The following is a 17,862-nucleotide window of genomic DNA, read 5'->3' as shown; positions in this document are numbered from 1 at the left end:
GCGTACGCGAAGACAACGAATAAACGCGTATTCAGGATAACCCGCTATGTCTGCCTTATCGAACGATCTGCCCAACAAACTACAGGCCGCCCCATCCGCGACAGGCGCCGCCACCGCGGCATCGCTGCAGGTGATCAAGCGCAATGGCAACCTGGTTAATTTTACCCCTTCAAAAATCAGTGTTGCCGTCACCAAAGCGTTTCTGGCGGTGGAAGGCGACCAGGCGGCAGGTTCTGCCCGCATTAACGACGCCGTTCACCGCGTAACCGAGCAGGTGGTGCAGGCCATCAGCCGCCGCTTGAAGGCGGGCGGTAAAGTTCACATTGAAGACATTCAAGACCAGGTAGAACTGGCCCTGATGCGCGCCGAAGAGCAAAAAGTGGCGCGGGCCTACGTTCTCTACCGTGAAGAACACGCCCGCGAACGCGCCCTGCACGAGCCGGTAGAAGCTCACCCAACCCTGACAGTAAAACAAGCCGACGGCCGCACCGTACCGCTAGACCTGGGCCTGATGAAACAACAGGTCGACAACGCCGCCTTCGGGCTGGACGGCATTGACGCAGAATCCCTGGTGGAAGAATCCATACGCAACCTGTACAACGGTATCGACGAAGCTGAGGTTCTGTCGGCTTTAGTCATGACCGCCCGCGGCCGTATAGAGCGCGAACCGGACTACAGCGCCGTAACCGCTCGCCTACTGCTTGAACAGTTGCGGCTAGAAAACGTGACGGCGTTAAAACTCGACGCATCTTTAAGCCTTGCCGAAGTTTACCCGCAAGCCCTGAGCACCTTCATCAGCGCCGGTATTCGTTACGAATTACTGGACGAAGCCATGGCCACCTTCGACATGGAGCGCCTGGGCGCTGCATTGAAACCCGAGCGTGACCTGCAATTTGGCTTTCTGGGCCTGCAAACCTTATATGACAGGTACTTCCTGCACTGGAAAGAAGCCCGTCTGGAATTGCCGCAGGTGTTTTTCATGCGCGTTTCGATGGGTTTGGCCCTGCGTGAAGACGATCCCAACAGCCGCGCCATCGAGTTCTATGACCTGCTGTCGTCTTTCGACTATATGTCGTCTACCCCCACATTGTTCAACAGCGGCACCCGTCATTCCCAGCTGTCGTCCTGTTACCTAACCACCGTGGGCGACGACCTGGAGGCCATTTACGGCTCTATTCGTGATAACGCCATGTTGTCCAAATGGGCCGGTGGCCTGGGCAACGACTGGACACCAGTACGCGCCATGGGTTCCCGCATCAAAGGCACCAACGGCCAAAGCCAGGGCGTAGTGCCGTTCCTGAAAGTGGTTAACGACACCGCCGTTGCCGTTAACCAGGGCGGCAAGCGCAAAGGCGCGGTGTGCGCCTATCTGGAAAGCTGGCACCTGGACATCGAAGAGTTTTTGGAACTGCGTAAAAATACCGGTGACGAACGCCGCCGCACCCACGACATGAACACCGCCAACTGGGTGCCGGATTTGCTGATGGAGCGCATGCGTCAAGATCGCGACTGGACCCTGTTCAGCCCCAACGACGCGCCCGATTTGCACGATTTATACGGCAACGCCTTCCGCGAGCGCTACCAGCACTACGAAGCCTTGGCCGCAGAAGGCAAAATCGAGCTGTTCAAAACCATTCCGGCCAAACAGCTGTGGCGCAAAATGCTGACCGTGCTGTTTGAAACCGGCCACCCGTGGATAACCTTCAAAGACCCCTGCAACCTGCGCTCGCCGCAGCAGCACAAAGGCGTGGTACACAGCTCTAACCTGTGCACAGAAATCACCCTGAACACCAGCGCCGACGAAATCGCCGTGTGCAACCTGGGTTCAGTAAACCTGGCCGCCCACATCAGTAACGGCGAGCTGGATGTAAAGCGCCTGGAACGCACCGTGGACACCGCCGTGCGCATGCTCGATAACGTTATCGACATCAACTTTTACGCCGTACCCCAAGCGCGTAATTCCAACCTGAAACACCGCCCGGTAGGCCTGGGCCTGATGGGCTTTCAAGACGCGCTCTACGCTTTGCGCTTGTCATATACCAGCCCGCAAGCGGTCGAATTTGCCGATGTGGCCATGGAGCAGCTGAGCTACTTCGCCATTCGTGCCTCTGCCCGGCTGGCGGCCGAACGCGGCGCTTATGAAAGCTACGAAGGTTCCCTGTGGAGCCAAAACATACTGCCCATCGATTCCATCGAACTGCTAAAAGCCGCCCGCCTTGAAGGCGACCTGAGCGTAAACACCGACAGCCGCCTGGACTGGGCGCCAGTGCGTGACCTGATTGCCAAGCACGGCATGCGCAACAGCAACGTGATGGCCATTGCGCCTACCGCCACCATTTCCAACATCGTGGGCGTGTCGCAATCCATCGAGCCGGCGTACCAGAACCTGTTCGTCAAATCGAACCTGTCTGGCGAATTCACTGTGGTGAACCCCTCGCTTGTGCGTGACCTAAAGGCCGAAGGCTTATGGGACAACGTGATGGTAAACGATTTGAAATACTACGACGGCAGTGTGCAACAAATCGAACGCATACCCACCGAACTAAAATCCCGCTACGCCACCGCGTTTGAAATTGACGCCCGCTGGTTGGTAGAAGCCGCATCACGCCGCCAAAAGTGGCTGGACCAAGGCCAAAGCCTGAACCTGTACATGGCTCAGCCCAGCGGTAAAAAACTCGACGAACTCTACCAACTGGCTTGGGAACGTGGCCTGAAAACCACCTACTACTTGCGGTCACTGGGTGCCACCGGCGCCAACGAACAAGCCGCGACAGTCGCCGCGCCGCAGCCCCAGGTTTGCAGCATCGACGAGCCAGACTGCGAGGCGTGCCAGTAAGCCTTCCGGGGACAGACTTCAAGTCTGTCCCCTATTTGAACAAACTCCCAAGGGACAGACTTCAAGTCTGTCCCCGTATTCAAAGGAAAAAACCATGTTGAACTGGGACGAAGACAAAAAACCCGAAAGTAAGATTGCTCTAAACAGCAGCGTGGCCCCGGTAAACGTTGACGACAAACGCGTGATCAACGGCAACACCGACGTAAACCAGCTAGCCCCGTTCAAGTACCCCTGGGCCTGGGAATACTTTATGAACGCCAACAAAAATCACTGGACCCCGCTAGACGTGAACATGTCGCAAGACGTTCACGATTACCACCACCGCCTGAACCCGGCGGAAAAGCACGTATTCGAAAACGTGCTGGCCTACCTGACCACGTCCGACATCATCGCCATGCGCAACATCGGCCTAGCGGTGATGGAAAAAATGACCGCGCCAGAGCTGCAGATTTATCAGGCGCGCCAGGTTTACGAAGAAGCCGTGCACACATGGACCTACCAACACTGCATTGAAACCCTGAACCTGGACCAAAGCGAAATCTACAACCGCTATCGCGTAGTGCCGCAAATCAACGGCAAAATCCAGATGGCCAACCGCCGCCTGAACGCCGCCATGCGCTCTGACATTAACCTGCGCAACAAAGACGACCTGCAAGAATTCATCATGTCTTACTTGTTCTTCGCCGCCGTGTTTGAAGGCTGCTGGTTCTACAACGGCTTCAGCCCCATCTTCGCCCTGCAACGCCGCGGGCTTATGCGCGGCACCGGAGAACAGTTCCAGTACATCCTGCGCGACGAAGCCATGCACTTCTCCTTTGGCCTGAAAGTGGTTAACCAGATCCTGGAAGAAGAAAACATCAGCTTCGACCCCAAAGCCGTGCGCGACATGTGGGACGAATCCGAAGCCGCCGAAAGCGACTACGCCAACTACATCCTGCGCGACCCCATCCTGGGCTATTCCGCGGAATACCACACCGAACAGTTCCGCTTCGTAGCCAACCGCCGGGCCCGCACCGTAAACCTGCCCGAGCCCTTCCCGGGCGCCAAAAACGTATCACCCTGGCTGGAAGAGCAGGCGACTATGCGCAAAGAAAAGAACTTCTTTGAGACACGAGTGATTGAATACCAGACCGGCGCACAGCTGGAGTGGTAAGGCGTACCAAGAAAACTACCAAGGGGACAGTTTTCCTTACCGCGGGGACAGATTTCAAATCTGTCCCCTATTGATTTACAAACGTTAAGCCGCGAAGACCCCGAAGACGACTGACCACTCAACCCAACGGGCTACGAACGCCTGCAAAACCCTGCCCAAGAACATGCGTGTAGATCTGGGTGGTACGTAAGTCAGCATGGCCAAGCAAATCCTGAACCGTGCGGATATCGTTACCGCGCTTTAAAAGCTCGGTGGCGAATGAGTGTCGGAAAGTGTGGCAGCCTGCGGGTTTGCCAATGCCGGTTGTTGAAACGGCCACCTTTACCGCTTTCTGAACAGAACTGGTGTGAATGTGATGGCGAACCACCTTTCCGAAGTCGTTTTTACTCAGGCTTTGCGAGGTAAACAACCATTGCCAGTCCAGTGACATATCCGCTTTGGGATACTTGCGGGCAAGTGCAAATGGAAGGCTTACCGGTGTTTGATGAGTAAGGTCTTTTTCTTTCCATGATTTCTGAACAGCACCGATTTGCCTTTGCAGCTCCGAAATCAGCGTGCCTGGCATAAGGGTTGTTCTGTCTTTTGCGCCTTTGCCGTCCCGAACAATGATGACCTGGTTACTGAAATCAATATCCTTTACCCGCAAACGGCATGCTTCGGTTACTCGCAAGCCGGAACCGTACATCAGCGATGCTAAAAGACGATAGGGCCCTTTAAGCTTTTCGATAATCGCCATAGCTTCGTCATGGGAGAGCACGACGGGCAGGCGCTTTGGCGTAAATAAACACCAAGGCGTTTAAAGCCTGTGCTTGGGTGGCGGCTGCTACGTTACGTGTAACCGCTAGCCAGGTCAGAAACTCATTCACCTCTTTGGGACCCATCTCTCTGGGATGTTTCATCTGGTGAAAACGGATGAAAAATCGAATCCAGTACCAATAGGATTTTTCCGTACGAATACTGTAACGATTAACCCGAATGACCGCGCGAACCTGATCACGAAGGCGCGGTTGAGGTTGTATGCCGTCCATGTTGGCGTACCTCTTTCTGTTGCTGTATATATGTACAGTATTATTGTGTGTGTGAAATCAAGAAGTCAAGCGATTACGTGGTGGATTAGCCACAACTAAGCTAACCTGTTGTTAAAATTGGGACTTGATACTGTGAACTATGATGAAGAAGTGGCACTATCGGGAACGCACTTTCTCACAGTATCGCGGAAAGCGGTCTAGTTGCTGTTATGTTTTTTCCCTCGGACACCTTGTCTACCTCCAGATGATGTCGTACTCTTTAATGTACGCTAAAACGTACTGGAGTAATTGTCATGTCTAGGGTTCGTGTAGATGAAGATATTCGTCCTCTGTCTGAATTTCGGGCGGGGGTAGCCACATTTATAAAGCAGCTCCATGAAACCCGCCGCCCTATGGTGCTGACGCAAAGAGGTCGTGGCGTTGCAGTATTGTTGGGGGTTCACGAGTACGAGAGGATGCAAGAGCGTCTGGAAATGCTGGAAGAAGTGTATAAGGCCGAAGAACAGATAGCCTCCGGGGATGGTGTTGCTCATGAGGACGCAAAGGCTCGGGTTTTGAGCAGACTGGGTCAATGAAGATTATTTGGTCCCCGCTTGCGCTGGAGCGTATCGAGGATATTTCTCGCTATATCGCAGAAGATAACCCAGATGCTGCGCTACAGTGGGTTAACGATTTATTCGCCACGGTAGAGCGGCTAGCCGACTTCCCCAAAAGTGGGCGTATGGTTCCCGAGGTGGGGGCGCCGCGTATCAGAGAGCTGATATTTGGAACCTATCGGGTTATTTATAGCGTTAAAGATCAGGTTAATATCCTGACTGTGCGTCGCAGTAGTCAGTTATTGCGGATGTCCGAGGTTGGTGATTTGGTGATGATGAAACATAACCAGCGGCTGCACAGCGACCGATTTTCCGCCGCTTCGCGGCTCCAAACCGGCGCGTGAGCCGAGCGTTAGTTGGATTTATGTCGCACGTTTTTTGTGGTTCGGTGGCCGTGGCCTTGGCTTAAAGTTGGTAGCAAAGCCGCGAATTTTCAGTCCGGCCAAGGCCGTCAAAACCGGTGGTTAGCTGGCAGTTCAGTCAACAGCAGTGTGGACATGAAACTGAGTGTTCAGTTTGTGGGGCCGTCCGCCGTAAGCAGATTCTGGGTTTGGTAATCTGGCGTTCTGGTTCGTTGGCCACATCGGTTGTGGCGTTTTTCGTACCGTGCACCGGCGGAGCTTGGTCCAAGAGCCGCAGCGGAATAGACAATCATTCTGGTTGCCAATGGCTTACCGCGCAGTTACACCCAGCTAACCAGTCATTCAAGTGCGTTCCCGGCCTGAGGCCGTCCACCGGACGGCTTTTAGCCGCCGCTTAATTCAGCGTTAAATCAGTAGTGGTAACGGAGTTGGGCTATGAGTAAAGCGTCATCCGTGACTTTGTAAACGATGCGGTGCTCTTCGTTAATTCGGCGGGACCAGTAACCAGCGAGGTTGTGTTTGAGGGGCTCCGGCTTACCGACACCTTCGAACGGTTCTCGCTTAGTCTCCTTGATCAGCTTGTTGATTCGGTTAAGGGCTTTTTTGTCAGTTTTCTGCCAATACAGATAGTCTTCCCAGGCGTTCTCGGAGAAGATAAGTTTCATTCAAGAAGTTCCTTTTCTTGACCACCGCCTTGCTCGAGCTCGGCAACGGATTCCAGCAAACGACGGGCATTTTTTGGTGCGCGCAGCAAGTATGCAGTCTCTTGCAGCGCCTCATAGTCCTCAAGAGAAATCATCACCACGGATTGTGACTTGCTCCGGGTGATGATCACAGGAGAATGGTCTTCACAGACCTGCTCCATGGTTTTTGCTAGGTTAGTTCTAGCGGCTGTGTAGCTGATGGCATCCATAAGGTTTCTCCTGTACAGGATATTGAACATGTTCAGGATACCGTACGACAGGGGATTTAACAAACCGCAGCAGTACGCGGCCTGCGGCCGCCGGACGTCCCTGACGGGCCGCCGCTGTGCTCAGCGTTAATTTTCTAAGGAGGAGGGGTTGCGAATGGGCGTAATAGAAGTTATGCAGCTAGTATTAATGGCAGGTATTGGGTTCTTTGTCTGGTGTGCAATTGCCTCAAAAGAATGGGGCTTTTTAGTCGGGCTTGCAGCACTAATAATCATTCCTATTTCGTCCATTCTCATTTCAACATTTCCCGTGGCAGGCTTTGGTGCAGTTTACGGGCTTTGGTTTATTTTGCTTTTTAGTTCTAGAGGCAAAATTGTTGGGGATCATGGTGCTCAAGAATCTGTTAGCAGTGTTGTGTGGAAAGCTGCTCTGTATGCTTTTGTCACAGTATTAATCGCTTTTGCTCTAAATGCCTTTTTTGGTGGTGGCTCTGGTGGCGGGTGCTCGCGCGCAACGCCTCAGTTTTGCTGAAAATTAACAAGTCGCTCAAGTTCGTTCCCGGCCTGACGGCCGTCCACCGGACGTCCCTGTCGGGCCGCCGCTTAGCTTCGCGTTATGAGTTCTGTGACGCACCTCACCCCATCAAGCGTAATTGGGGTGGGGTACCTTGATTCCTGTCAACGCAACGCCTTTTCTACCCAGTCAAGGCGATCCTGTCCAAAGAACATTTCGCCTGCTACGAAACAAGTGGGCGCGCCAAAAACGTCCCGGGAAACGGCTTCCTCAGTAGTTTGTTTGAGCTGCTCCTTCACCTCCGGCCTATTACTGAGTGCCAGCACTTCGGATGGATTAAACCCCGCATTAGTGAGGACCTCCGACACAACTTCCAGGTCGTTCAGGTTCTTCTTGTTCACCCAGATAGCTGTGAAGACGGCGGTCAGGTACTCCTGAAAGCGAGGGCTATCAAGGTAGCCCGTGGCTCCCCGCATCAGTTGCAGGGTATTTATCGGAAAGTATGGATTGCTTTCGAACGGGACGTCGTATTGTTTGGCAAAACGCGAAAGGTCGACTCTTGTGTAGCGTCCTTTTGCCGGTATGGTGCTCGGAGACTGGTTGTCTGTCGCCTTGAACACACCACCCAGAAGCATGGGCTTCCAATTTATACTGGCGTTGTTCCGGTCAGCCAGTGCGGGCAATTGCGTCCAGGCAAGATAGCTGGCGGGGCTGCCTACGTCGAAGTATACGTCTATCGTTTCGCTCATAATTTCATCCTTATTAGAAAGTTTCCATCCAGGGCCGTAAGTCCAGCTCGTGGGTCCACGAGTCCCGGGGCTGGCAGTGTATTTGCCAGTACTGCTCGGCGATGTGTTCAGGCTTCAGGATGCCGTCCTGGTCCTTTTGAGCATACCTGTCTGGGAAATTTTCGCGGATGAAATCGGTATCAATCGCGCCGTCAATAATGGGGTGAGCAACGTGTATGCCTTTGGGGCCTAGCTCTCGGGCCATACTCTGAGCCAGGGCGCGCAGGGCAAACTTGGCCCCTGCAAATGCGCTGAAGCCGCTGCTTCCGCGAAGTGACGCGGTGGCACCAGTGAATATAATGGTGCCTTTGTTTCGCGGTAGCATGGCACTGGCGGCTTCACGGCCGGTCAAGAACCCGGCTAGTGCGGCCATTTCCCAAACCTTCCTATATACACGCTCGGTGGTTTCGGTGATTGAAAAACGGACGTTGGCGCCGATGTTGAAGATCACGACCTCGATTTCTCCAATCTGCTCCTCTACGTGCCTGAACAGCTCGACCATGGCCTTTTCGTCACGAGCATCGCACCCAAACCCGTGAACCTGCCCGCCTTCCGCCCTAATGGTTTCTACCAGTGAAGTCAGAGCTTCCTGGCGTCGGCGAGTGACCACGGTGGTGTAACCTTCGCGGGCAAACCGCCGGGCAATGGCCCCGCCAGTTGCATCACCAGCGCCGATAACGACTGCTACAGGTGGCGCTTTTTGCCATTCTTTCATGTGCCCTCTCCTAAGTTCTTTTTTGGAATCCACGTAGACTGGGTTCCTTTTTAGAACCTGTCAAGCTATTCTTTACAGGAGTTTCTAAGAGAGTGTGATTTATGCGGTGGGAGGATCTGGACAAACAGCCTTGTTCGTTGGCTCGAACGCTGTCGGTTGTCGGGGACAGGTGGACAATGATGGTTCTGCGAGAATGCTTTCTGGGTTTGCGGCGTTTCGATGGCATCGAGAAGCGCCTCGGGATTACCCGTCACGTTCTAGCCGACCGTCTCAAGAAGCTGGTTGAAAACGGGGTTTTGTACAAAGCCCCGTATCAGCAGAAACCTGTGCGGGAAGAATACCGGTTAACAGAGAAAGGACTGGAGCTGCACCCGGTTATGTTGGCTTTGGTTCATTGGGGTGATAAGCATATGGTAGATGAACGCGGTGGCCCGATTGTTCACATACATAGAAAGTGCGGCCAGGCCATGCAGCCGGTTACTGTATGCTCCTGTTGCGGTGAGCCGGTGACCGCGAGGGATATTCGCGTGGAAGCAAGTCCCCACTGGCAGGATCTATCTAAGGAATTGCTGCCTTAGTAGGTGCGTGTCCAACCTCGCCGGGCAAGTTTGAAAGTACGCGACGGTACAGTATCAACATAACCATCGGCTGCACAGCGACCGGTTTTACGCCGCCCTGCGCCTCCAAACCGGCGCGTGAGCCAGGCGTTATGTTTTTCTATGAATTGGGATGAACTCAAAGAAGTTGCTTCGTGGGGCCAGTACGTTCATTGGGCAAAGCTAAATGTTGACCGATGGTTTTGTGCTGACGACCAAACGCCAGCGGAGTCTGTGGCAACGTCGTTTCAGTTTTTCGCCTCAATGTATGTGGCAATCGAAGGCTGGGAACAGTTAAAACTCCGTGATGCAGAAATTGAACGGATACTACAAGAAAATAAGGAAGGGGTAGTCCTACTAAGGCGAGCTAGAAATGCCGTATACCATTTTCAAAAGAAAATGTATGGCGAGAAAATGACCGAATTTGCGTATGAGTTCGGCAAAGACAGCTGGGTCATAGATTTATATCGTGAATTCGTTCGTTTCCTTGGCGAATATCCGAAAAAGATATACCCCTTTGACGAGCGGAAAGGGCACTCTGTTATCCAATTCTATGAAATTCTGGGCTGGAAGCCGGAGTATGAATAAACATAACCAATGCAGGCACGGCGACGCCCATTACATTGCGCCTTTGGCTCCATTCCATGGGCGCGCATGCTGCAAGCGTTAGCTGGATTGGTGTTGTTCTTTTTTGGTGGTTCGGTGCCAGTGGCCTCGGCCTAGAGTAGATAGCAAAACCGGTAAGTTCGGGTGTTCGCCAAGGCCGTCGAAATCGGTGGTTAGTTGGCAGTTCAGCGGTTCAACAGTGGTGACAGAAAGTTGAGCGTTCCGTTTATGGGGCTGCCCAGAGCGCGCTGGGTTTTGATCTGCTAGTCTAATGTTCAGGTTCGTTTACCGCATCGATTGCGGTGTTTTTAAACACGGTGCCTTGGCAGGTTTTGGTGCAAGGGCAGCAGCCGAGCAGGCCATCGTATTGGTTGCCAGGTAGTGACTCCGTCGTTACACCCAGCTAACCAATCAATCAAGTTCGTTCCCGGCCTGACGGCCGTCCACCGGACGGCTTTTAGCCGCCGCTTATCTCAGCGTTAGCTGGATTGATGCGGTTCCTTTTTGGTGGTTTGGTGCCAGTGGCCTTGGCCCAGAGTTGGTAGCAAAACCGGTGTTTTTCAGTTGCGCCAAGGCCGTCGAAATCGGTGGTCAGTTGGTAGCGCAGCTGTTCAAAAGCGGTGATGGTAAGTTGGGTGTTCCGTTCATGGGGCCGTCCGCGGCAAGCTGGGTTTTGATCTGCTAGTCTTATGTTCAGGTTCGTTCGCCGCATCGGTTGCGGTGTTTTTTGACACTGTGCATCGGCGGATCTTGGTACAAGGGCGGTAGCGGAATAGGCTATGAATTTGAGTGCCAAAGGCTGAGCGGTTAGTTACACCCAGCTAACCAATCATTCAAGTTCGTTCCCGGCCTGAAGGCCGTCCACCGGACGTCCCTGACGGGCCGCCGCTTAATTCAGCGTTATGTTTTCAGTCAACAAAGGTGCTTAGAATGGATTTGACTTGGATTAATGTTGTAGATACGGCAGTGAAAATTGGGCTTGGTGCTCTTATCTCTGCCATTGCTGCATATATAGCATTGATCAAAAGCCAATCATACGAAGATAAAAAAGAAGCGCGGGCTCATTTTTATAAGCGCCAGGAGGAGAAAAAAATAAAATATGTAGAGCTTCTTGCTCAGTCACAAGAGCTGATTCAAAGTCATCTACACAAAAGTTGCCCGCCTGACTCAGATTCAATTAAAAAATATCTTAGGGCATTTAACGAAGTTCAAATAATATCCAGCGACGCCATTCGCGTGGCTGCGTACAATTTGATTTCTGATGTGCAGTCATTTGCTTGTCTTAACAAGGAACAGCAGGAGATTGAGTTAATGAGCAAAATGGTTGCATCCGCGAGAGAGAAAATTTCTTACTTTCAGAAGGTTGCGCAGGATGAAGTGACTCGGCGCTATATAAAAACATAACAAATCAATTAACTACGCGCCTACGGCGCCGGACGCAGCGATGCTGCGCCGGTTATTGAGGCGTTATGCCTAGTATGAACCGATCCTCTTTTGCCAGTTGAGATCTTGCATGGACTTCGAAGAAATCGCTAAAGCTATACTTTTAAAAAAGGCCGCAAAGCCTATTGAGGCAAGGTGCTGTCCAGACCAATATGTTGGGCTAATTGCTCAGTTTCTCTCCAGTGCTGATTTTCCTGAGCGTATATCGGTTGAAAAGCGCCCCAGAGAAATAAAATGCGTGGTCATGATTTTAGAGTCACCTCACATTGATGAATTTTCTAACAGTCTAGGTCCTGCAAAAGGCCAAACAGGAAGACTAATAAGGGCGTATTTTTTACAAGTTAACGGACTGTCTGAGTATATTAATCATGGGCTAATTTTGATGAATGCGGTTCAGAATCAATGCTCACTTGGATCGCCAACAGATTGTTATCGAGATGACGTTTTTGTCACTGCTTGGCAAAATGGGGCAAAAGAGTATTTTGTTGGCAGGTTAAATGCAATCTTCCAAGCTGGCGATGTGGTAGTGAATTGCTGCACCAAGGGAAAAATAAAGGACAAAGAATTGCGCCAATTGGTTCATCAGTCAATACCGAGCGATAAGGGTGAAGTTTTGAGAAGGACGCATCCTTCATCTTGGTATTCGGAACGGAACAGGAACTCGCAATGGAGATTGGCATAACAAGTGGCTGTTGCCGGACGCGCCTTCGCTATGCTCCGGCACGCCGCAAAGCCAAGCGTTAGCTGGATTTATGTCGCACTTTTTTTGTGGGTTAGTGGCCGTGGCCCTGGCTTAAAATGGGTAGCAAAGCCGCGAATTTTCAGTCCGGCCAAGGCCGTCAAAGCCGGTGGTTAGCTGGCAGCCCCGTCATCAGCGGTGTGGATATAAAACTGGGTGCTCAGTTTGTGGGGCCGTCCGCCGTAAGCAGATTCTGGGTTTGGTAATCTGGCGTTCTGGCTCGTTGGCCGCATCGGTTGTGGCGTTTTTCGTACCGTGCACCTGCAGAGCTTGGTGCAAAGACAGCAGCGGAATAGGCAATCATGTTGATTGCCACTGGCTGGGTGGGTAGTTATACCCAGCTAACAAGTCGCTGTAGTACGTTCCCGGCCCGAGGGCCGTCCACCGGACGCCACTGTCGTGGCGCCGCTAAGCTCAGCGTTAAATGGCTGAAATCCTAGCAAGGAGTAGCTGGAGTTTATGAAAGGCAAAGTCACCCAATGGAAAGACGATAAGGGTTTTGGGTTCATCCAGCCCAATGATGGCTCTGAACAAGTTTTTTTCCATATATCCAGTGTCAAATCTGGCCTTCGTCGGCCTCGCACTGGCGACAGTGTGCTTTATGAGTCGATGCGTGATTCTCAAAAAAGGCTAAAAGCAAAAGGTGTCGTTATTGAGGGGGGGGCTGTCGCTGAGGGTTCACACTCTACAAAAAATAAACTCCCTATTCGCACCGATCCGCCGCAGAAAAACTTCGTTGACTACATCTCTATTCTGGCTGTGGTCGCCTCGCTTGCTGTTGTTGGCTATGAATTTTATCGCACAAACTCAATAGAGAGCTCTTGGTTCTTTGGCGTTCCGGCCGTCATTGCGTTTTTCATTTTAAATCGTCAAAAAAAGCCAAAGGGTAAGTCTTTTTACTGTTCGCGTTGCCGGAAGGTAGCGGAGCATGACTCGCGCACAATTCAAGCCTGGAACAACGGGTTTATGAAGCTTTATTGTCGGCCTTGCCATCTGCAGTGGTTAAGCGACAACCCAAGGCAGAAGCATGTTCATGCGCGAAACAGCGGCGGCGGTTGCCTTGGTGTTTTGGCCATCCTTTTGGTACTGCCTGCTTTGGGTAGTTTAGGTTTATATCAGTGGTTGACCTAAGCAGCCATTTAACCAGTCACGGAAGGCGGACGGCTTTCAGCCGCCGCTTCGTTCAGCGTTAGGCAAATCTAGATATGAGGAAATAATGGGGTCACCTGTAGAAAAAGACTTACTGGATACGATCAGCGCAATAGCTACGTTGGTTACGCCGTTCTTGCTGATTGGTCTGGGTGGGCTTGGCTGGCTAATAAAAAGCAAAATACAGGCATCGAAAGCCAAGGTGGAGTCAAGAGACGCAAGGATTCGTGAGCTTGAAGATAAGCTACGCGAAGACCGGATTAAGACATACAACGCCATCCTTGGGCCGTTCTTCCTGCTTTTCACAAGCGAGGAAGCATTTGCGAAAGATCCTAAATTTAAAAACAAAAATAAAAATGACCTTGCTATGGCAAGAATGCTATCGGTTGAATACCGAGAAGTTGGCTTCAAACTATCGCTGGTAGCGAATGACTCGGTTGTTCGCGCATACAATAAACTGATGCAGTATTTTTATCACACCGAAAAAGACCCTAGACCGATTGAGGAAAAAGTGTGCGATTGGATAGCGTTAATGGGAGAGCTGTTGCTTGAGATAAGGAAAAGTATGGGCAATGAATCGAGTTCACTAGATCGCTGGGAGATGGTCGAGTGGTTCATGACCGACGCCCCGAGTCTAAAGCAACAGTACAGCTTGCAAGCCAGTAAGGCCTAACCAATAGTTGCAGTTCGTTACGGCCCGAAGGGCCTCCACCGGACAGCCTTGTCGCCGCTTCGCTCTGCCAAGGCTGCCGCTGAATAAAAGCGTTAGGTTTTAAAACTATGAATTGGCAAGAATTAATCAAATACTCTAGCGTTCAACTACGAAAGCATGATGAAAATGACATGCCCTCTAGTTTTGGCTCTGGCTGCCTTCTTGACTTTAAAGGAAATCGCTATTTATTAACGGTATTCCATGTTGCTGAAAAGTCATATAAATGGTCTGCCCCAATAAAGTTTAACGATCAGGTCCAGAAGATTGAGGTTCTATTTCTAAATCAATTTTGTTTTTTGGCGGACTATTCTGAAGATAAAAAATCAATAATAGACGTAGAGTTTTCTTTTCATCCCGTTCGCTCAGACTTAAAGATCTATTTTCACAACAGAACATACAAAGGTGAAACTTTAGAAATAAAAGAAAGACCTGTGTTTACAGTAGATGACATTGGCGAGCCAAACAAAGACACTATGTATGGATTTTCTGGCGATATACATCCAACATCATTCCCTGATCTAAATGCTTTTGAAACTACGCAACTCATATATCATGGATTAAAATATGACAGATTAGAAAATGATATGCATTACTTTAAATTACCTGAAAATCATCCTGGCCATGAAATGTTTCAAGGTTGTAGCGGTGCACCGATTATCGGAGAAGATGGTAAGGTAGTAAGTCTTGTAAGTGGTGGTTGTGCCGATAAAAATGAAATATATGGCTGTAATCTACAGAAATGCATTAGAACCTTAGATTACTTTTTAGAACAAAAAACCTAACAATGCGTGCCAGTCGGACAGTTTGTTCCGTGGCTCTTTTTGCGCTGGTCGCTACGCTAGCACAAAACGCCACTCCACAAACTGCCGCTGCACTTAGCGTTAGCTGGATTGATGTGGTTCTTTTATGGTGGCTCGGTGCCAGTGGCCTTGGCCCAAGGTTCGTAGCAAAACCGGTAATTTTCGGTTACGCCAAGGCCGTCTGAGTCCGTGGTCAGTTTGGCCGTTCGATCGTTCACCGGCGTTGCCATAAAATTCGGTGTTCGCCGTGCAGGGCCGTCCACGCAAACTTGGGTCTGCGCCTGGTAATCTGGCGTTCAGGTTCGTTCGCCGCATCGGTTGCGGTGTTTTTTGACACTGTGCATCGGCGGATCTTGGTACAGGGAGGGCGGCAACGGAATAGGCTATGAATTTGAGTGCCAAAGGCTGAGCGGTTAGTTACACCCAGCTAACCAATCATTCAAGTTCGTTCCCGGCCTGAAGGCCGTCCACCGGACGTCCCTGACGGGCCGCCGCTTAATTCAGCGTTAGCTGGATTGGTGTGGTTCGTTTTTGGTGGCTCGGTGCCAGTGGCCTTGGCCCAAGGTTCGTAGCAAAACCGGTAATTTTCGGTTACGCCAAGGCCGTCTGAGTCCGTGGTCAGTTTGGCCGTTCGATCGTTCACCGGCGTTGCCATAAAATTCGGTGTTCGCCGTGCGGGGCCGTCCACGCAAACTTGGGTCTGCGCCTGGTAACCTGGCGTTCAGGTTCGTTCGCCGCATCGGTTGCGGTGTTTTTTGACACTGTGCATCGGCGGATCTTGGTACAAGGGCGGCAGCGGAATAGGCTATGAATTTGAGTGCCAAAGGCTGAGCGGTTAGTTACACCCAGCTAACCAATCATTCAAGTTCGTTCCCGGCCTGAAGGCCGTCCACCGGACGTCCCTGTTGGGCCGCCGCTTAATTCAGCGTTAGCTGGATTTATGGCGCACCTTTTTTGTGGTTTGGTGGCCGAGGCCCTGGCATAAAATTGGTAGCAAAGCCGCGAATTTTTAGTCCGGCCAAGGCCGTCAAAATTGGTGGTTAGCTGGCAGCCCAATCATCAGCGATGTGGATATAAAACTGGGTGTTCAGTTTGTGGGGCCGTCCGCCGAAACCCGGTTCCTGATTTGGCAATCTGGCGTTCTGGTTCGTCGGTCGGATCGTTTGTGGTGTTTTGAACCACAGTGAACCGGCAGAGTTTGGTGCAAAGTCAGCAGCGGAATAGGCAATCGCGTTGGTTGCCAATGGCTTGGCGGGCAGTTTCACCCAGCTAACCAATCATTCAAGTTCGTTCCCGGCCTGAGGCCGTCCACCGGACGGCTTTTAGCCGCCGCTTAATTCAGCGTTAGGAAATCACAATGACTCTACGAACACTCCCCTTTTGGCTTGTTGATGTATTCGCTAACCAGCCATTGTCAGGTAATGGATTGAGTGTTTTCTTGCTTGATGACGATCTGCCGAAACATGTCATGCAGAGCATTACTCAGGAAATGCGCCAGTTCGAAACCATTTTCCTGCAGCGGACCGAACAATCATCAAAATTCAATGCTCGGATTTTCACAATGGAAGAGGAGCTTTCCTTCGCCGGACACCCAGTCATCGGGGCAGCAGCGATGCTCCATTCTGAGTTCTTCTGGGGGCAAGATGAGGTTCGCCTTGAGTTTGTAATTCATGACCGAAGCATCAACTTGACTAGCCGTCGTCACGGTGAGTCCTATGTCGCAGAAATGGATCAAGGAATTGCAGCCATTGATTCCCCGATTCCAGCGGAAAAAAATGAAGTCTTTTTGGAGGCGCTGAATCTTTCAATCACTGATATGGCTCCAAAGCTTCCGCTACAGGTGGTTTCAACGGGACTTCCTTACCTAATCGTGCCTATAAGTTCCAACCTTGAACACGCCCGGATCGTTGTTTCTAACTTTGAGGCATTGCTAGCGACAGTGGGTGCCAAATTTGTCTACGTCTTGGACGTAAATGATCTCGAAGGACGTACTTGGGATAATGAAGGTAGTGTCGAGGATATCGCAACTGGCAGTGCAGCAGGGCCGGCAGCGGTGTATTTGGTTACACATGGGCGCGCACCCGTAAGTGATACCCTTGTTTTGGCACAGGGACGATTTCTTCATAGGCCAAGCGAGCTTTATGCGACTGTTCAGGGAGGCTCTGAACTAAACGTGACCATAAGGGGTAAAGTCTGTTTGGTTGGCAATGGAACGCTACGGCTTCCTAACCAATAGTTCCAGTTCGTTCCGGGCCTGAAGGCCCTACACCGGACAGCCTTGTCGCCGCTTCGCTCTGCCAAGGCTGCCGCTGAACAACGGCGTTAAAGCGAAAAAACCGAGTCGTGGCACCCGGTACTCATCCGTGTCAAAATTGGACGATACGCGAACGAGAGGTTTCTTCCATGAATCTCCAGAAAATTGAAGACGAGGCACTCCACCTCCCAAAAGAGGAGCGTGCTCAGCTGATCCAGCGGTTGGTTCTGAGTCTGGAATCCCAATCTGAAGAGGAGCTCAGGTCAGATTGGCTGCTTGAGGCCCGGCGCAGAGCTGAAGAACTTGATAATGGGGTGGTGCAGCCGGTGTCCGGTGAGGATGTCATGAGGAAGGCTCGAGCACTGATCAAATGAATTATTCTTTTCACCCGGCAGCGGAAGCCGAGTTCCTGGAATCAGTTGCTTATTACCAATCAAAAGTTCCGGGATTGGGTGGTGCCTTCATAGAGGAATTTGAGGCCCTTGCCAATTTAGTTGGCGAGTCACCAAAAGCCTGGCAAGTTGAGTTGCCGCCAGGTATTCGTAGAGCGCCCCTTCACCGATTTCCGCTATCCATCGTTTACCGAGAAAAGTCTGATGGCTTTCAAGTATTGGCTGTGGCTCATGACCGGCGACGTCCGCAGTATTGGCTTGGCAGGCTT

The 17,862-nt window shown here is 51.5% G+C and carries 19 protein-coding genes and 1 pseudogene; 14 read left to right on the top strand and 6 right to left on the bottom strand.

The window, feature by feature from the left end; all coding sequences use genetic code 11:
* Positions 1–46: 46 nt before the first annotated feature.
* Positions 47–2,836, top strand: coding sequence for a ribonucleoside-diphosphate reductase subunit alpha (locus MIH18_RS12495; RefSeq protein ID WP_249012542.1), 2,790 nt, complete (start codon positions 47–49; stop codon positions 2,834–2,836).
* Positions 2,837–2,930: 94 nt separating this feature from the next.
* Complete coding sequence (locus MIH18_RS12490; RefSeq protein ID WP_249012541.1) at positions 2,931–3,989, top strand: ribonucleotide-diphosphate reductase subunit beta; 1,059 nt, start codon at positions 2,931–2,933, stop codon at positions 3,987–3,989.
* Positions 3,990–4,107: 118 nt separating this feature from the next.
* On the opposite strand, the pseudogene MIH18_RS12485 reads toward MIH18_RS12490, so the two are convergent.
* Positions 4,108–5,017: pseudogene (locus MIH18_RS12485) on the bottom strand (integron integrase).
* Between the two features lie 293 nt (positions 5,018–5,310).
* On the opposite strand from MIH18_RS12485, the gene MIH18_RS12475 reads away from it, so the two are divergent.
* Entirely contained in the window at positions 5,311–5,592 is a 282-nt protein-coding gene (locus MIH18_RS12475) for a type II toxin-antitoxin system Phd/YefM family antitoxin (protein WP_249012538.1), read from the top strand.
* Positions 5,589–5,957, top strand: a complete 369-nt coding sequence (locus tag MIH18_RS12470) for a type II toxin-antitoxin system RelE/ParE family toxin (protein ID WP_249012537.1) — start codon at positions 5,589–5,591, stop codon at positions 5,955–5,957. Before MIH18_RS12475 ends, MIH18_RS12470 begins: the two co-directional genes overlap by 4 nt.
* A 428-nt stretch (positions 5,958–6,385) precedes the next feature.
* On the opposite strand, the gene MIH18_RS12465 is transcribed toward MIH18_RS12470, so the two are convergent.
* Positions 6,386–6,640, bottom strand: coding sequence for a Txe/YoeB family addiction module toxin (locus MIH18_RS12465; protein WP_249012536.1), 255 nt, complete (start codon positions 6,638–6,640; stop codon positions 6,386–6,388).
* Positions 6,637–6,888, bottom strand: coding sequence for a type II toxin-antitoxin system prevent-host-death family antitoxin (locus MIH18_RS12460; protein ID WP_012137510.1), 252 nt, complete (start codon positions 6,886–6,888; stop codon positions 6,637–6,639). Before MIH18_RS12460 ends, MIH18_RS12465 begins: the two co-directional genes overlap by 4 nt.
* 154 nt (positions 6,889–7,042) lie before the next feature.
* Between MIH18_RS12460 and MIH18_RS12455 the strand changes: the two genes are divergently transcribed.
* A complete protein-coding gene (locus MIH18_RS12455; RefSeq protein ID WP_249012535.1) occupies positions 7,043–7,417 on the top strand; it encodes a hypothetical protein in 375 nt (124 codons plus the stop codon).
* 146 nt (positions 7,418–7,563) lie between these two features.
* Here the strand turns inward: MIH18_RS12455 and MIH18_RS12450 are convergent, their stop codons facing one another.
* Together MIH18_RS12450 and MIH18_RS12445 are read right to left on the bottom strand one after the other, a co-directional pair.
* On the bottom strand, positions 7,564–8,148 hold the full coding sequence (locus MIH18_RS12450) for a 2-hydroxychromene-2-carboxylate isomerase (RefSeq protein WP_249008570.1): 585 nt from the start codon (positions 8,146–8,148) through the stop codon (positions 7,564–7,566).
* A 13-nt stretch (positions 8,149–8,161) separates the two neighbouring features.
* The gene (locus tag MIH18_RS12445; RefSeq protein WP_249012534.1) at positions 8,162–8,902 is read right to left on the bottom strand and encodes an SDR family oxidoreductase; all 741 of its coding nucleotides are present in this window, start codon (positions 8,900–8,902) and stop codon (positions 8,162–8,164) included.
* Between the two features lie 101 nt (positions 8,903–9,003).
* On the opposite strand from MIH18_RS12445, the gene MIH18_RS12440 reads away from it, so the two are divergent.
* From MIH18_RS12440 to MIH18_RS12410, 7 genes are all read left to right on the top strand, one after another.
* Complete coding sequence (locus tag MIH18_RS12440; protein WP_249012533.1) at positions 9,004–9,480, top strand: helix-turn-helix domain-containing protein; 477 nt, start codon at positions 9,004–9,006, stop codon at positions 9,478–9,480.
* 141 nt (positions 9,481–9,621) lie between these two features.
* Positions 9,622–10,086, top strand: a complete 465-nt coding sequence (locus tag MIH18_RS12435; RefSeq protein WP_249012532.1) for a hypothetical protein — start codon at positions 9,622–9,624, stop codon at positions 10,084–10,086.
* A gap of 948 nt (positions 10,087–11,034) precedes the next feature.
* Entirely contained in the window at positions 11,035–11,508 is a 474-nt protein-coding gene (locus MIH18_RS12430; protein ID WP_249012531.1) for a hypothetical protein, read from the top strand.
* 109 nt (positions 11,509–11,617) lie between these two features.
* Positions 11,618–12,229 (top strand): hypothetical protein, encoded by a 612-nt coding sequence (locus tag MIH18_RS12425; RefSeq protein WP_249012530.1) that lies wholly within the window; start codon positions 11,618–11,620, stop codon positions 12,227–12,229.
* A 516-nt stretch (positions 12,230–12,745) separates the two neighbouring features.
* The gene (locus MIH18_RS12420) at positions 12,746–13,417 is read left to right on the top strand and encodes a cold shock domain-containing protein (protein ID WP_249012529.1); all 672 of its coding nucleotides are present in this window, start codon (positions 12,746–12,748) and stop codon (positions 13,415–13,417) included.
* A gap of 85 nt (positions 13,418–13,502) precedes the next feature.
* Complete coding sequence (locus MIH18_RS12415) at positions 13,503–14,108, top strand: hypothetical protein (RefSeq protein ID WP_249012528.1); 606 nt, start codon at positions 13,503–13,505, stop codon at positions 14,106–14,108.
* Between the two features lie 107 nt (positions 14,109–14,215).
* On the top strand, positions 14,216–14,929 hold the full coding sequence (locus MIH18_RS12410) for a hypothetical protein (RefSeq protein ID WP_249012527.1): 714 nt from the start codon (positions 14,216–14,218) through the stop codon (positions 14,927–14,929).
* Positions 14,930–15,987: 1,058 nt separating this feature from the next.
* On the opposite strand, the gene MIH18_RS12405 is transcribed toward MIH18_RS12410, so the two are convergent.
* Complete coding sequence (locus MIH18_RS12405; protein WP_249012523.1) at positions 15,988–16,212, bottom strand: hypothetical protein; 225 nt, start codon at positions 16,210–16,212, stop codon at positions 15,988–15,990.
* 92 nt (positions 16,213–16,304) lie between these two features.
* Here MIH18_RS12405 and MIH18_RS12400 point away from each other — a divergent pair, with 92 nt between their 5' ends.
* A complete protein-coding gene (locus MIH18_RS12400) occupies positions 16,305–17,183 on the top strand; it encodes a PhzF family phenazine biosynthesis protein (RefSeq protein ID WP_249012526.1) in 879 nt (292 codons plus the stop codon).
* A 167-nt stretch (positions 17,184–17,350) separates the two neighbouring features.
* Positions 17,351–17,575: an addiction module protein gene (locus MIH18_RS12395; protein WP_249012525.1), complete on the top strand. Its 225-nt coding sequence runs from the start codon at positions 17,351–17,353 to the stop codon at positions 17,573–17,575.
* The last annotated feature ends 287 nt before the right edge of the window (positions 17,576–17,862 follow it).

Source organism: Marinobacter sp. M3C (assembly GCF_023311895.1).
Classification (GTDB): Bacteria; Pseudomonadota; Gammaproteobacteria; order Pseudomonadales; family Oleiphilaceae; genus Marinobacter.
This window is presented reverse-complemented; position numbering and strand designations above follow the sequence as displayed.

What these genes read in the sequence shown, in the direction of transcription:
- MIH18_RS12495 (WP_249012542.1), top strand. Translation starts at nt 47, where the DNA reads ATGTCTGCCTTATCGAACGATCTGCCCAACAAACTACAGGCCGCCCCA.
- MIH18_RS12490 (WP_249012541.1), top strand. Translation starts at nt 2,931, where the DNA reads ATGTTGAACTGGGACGAAGACAAAAAACCCGAAAGTAAGATTGCTCTA.
- MIH18_RS12475 (WP_249012538.1), top strand. Translation starts at nt 5,311, where the DNA reads ATGTCTAGGGTTCGTGTAGATGAAGATATTCGTCCTCTGTCTGAATTT.
- MIH18_RS12470 (WP_249012537.1), top strand. Translation starts at nt 5,589, where the DNA reads ATGAAGATTATTTGGTCCCCGCTTGCGCTGGAGCGTATCGAGGATATT.
- MIH18_RS12465 (WP_249012536.1), bottom strand. Translation starts at nt 6,640, where the DNA reads ATGAAACTTATCTTCTCCGAGAACGCCTGGGAAGACTATCTGTATTGG.
- MIH18_RS12460 (WP_012137510.1), bottom strand. Translation starts at nt 6,888, where the DNA reads ATGGATGCCATCAGCTACACAGCCGCTAGAACTAACCTAGCAAAAACC.
- MIH18_RS12455 (WP_249012535.1), top strand. Translation starts at nt 7,043, where the DNA reads ATGGGCGTAATAGAAGTTATGCAGCTAGTATTAATGGCAGGTATTGGG.
- MIH18_RS12450 (WP_249008570.1), bottom strand. Translation starts at nt 8,148, where the DNA reads ATGAGCGAAACGATAGACGTATACTTCGACGTAGGCAGCCCCGCCAGC.
- MIH18_RS12445 (WP_249012534.1), bottom strand. Translation starts at nt 8,902, where the DNA reads ATGAAAGAATGGCAAAAAGCGCCACCTGTAGCAGTCGTTATCGGCGCT.
- MIH18_RS12440 (WP_249012533.1), top strand. Translation starts at nt 9,004, where the DNA reads ATGCGGTGGGAGGATCTGGACAAACAGCCTTGTTCGTTGGCTCGAACG.
- MIH18_RS12435 (WP_249012532.1), top strand. Translation starts at nt 9,622, where the DNA reads ATGAATTGGGATGAACTCAAAGAAGTTGCTTCGTGGGGCCAGTACGTT.
- MIH18_RS12430 (WP_249012531.1), top strand. Translation starts at nt 11,035, where the DNA reads ATGGATTTGACTTGGATTAATGTTGTAGATACGGCAGTGAAAATTGGG.
- MIH18_RS12425 (WP_249012530.1), top strand. Translation starts at nt 11,618, where the DNA reads ATGGACTTCGAAGAAATCGCTAAAGCTATACTTTTAAAAAAGGCCGCA.
- MIH18_RS12420 (WP_249012529.1), top strand. Translation starts at nt 12,746, where the DNA reads ATGAAAGGCAAAGTCACCCAATGGAAAGACGATAAGGGTTTTGGGTTC.
- MIH18_RS12415 (WP_249012528.1), top strand. Translation starts at nt 13,503, where the DNA reads ATGGGGTCACCTGTAGAAAAAGACTTACTGGATACGATCAGCGCAATA.
- MIH18_RS12410 (WP_249012527.1), top strand. Translation starts at nt 14,216, where the DNA reads ATGAATTGGCAAGAATTAATCAAATACTCTAGCGTTCAACTACGAAAG.
- MIH18_RS12400 (WP_249012526.1), top strand. Translation starts at nt 16,305, where the DNA reads ATGACTCTACGAACACTCCCCTTTTGGCTTGTTGATGTATTCGCTAAC.
- MIH18_RS12395 (WP_249012525.1), top strand. Translation starts at nt 17,351, where the DNA reads ATGAATCTCCAGAAAATTGAAGACGAGGCACTCCACCTCCCAAAAGAG.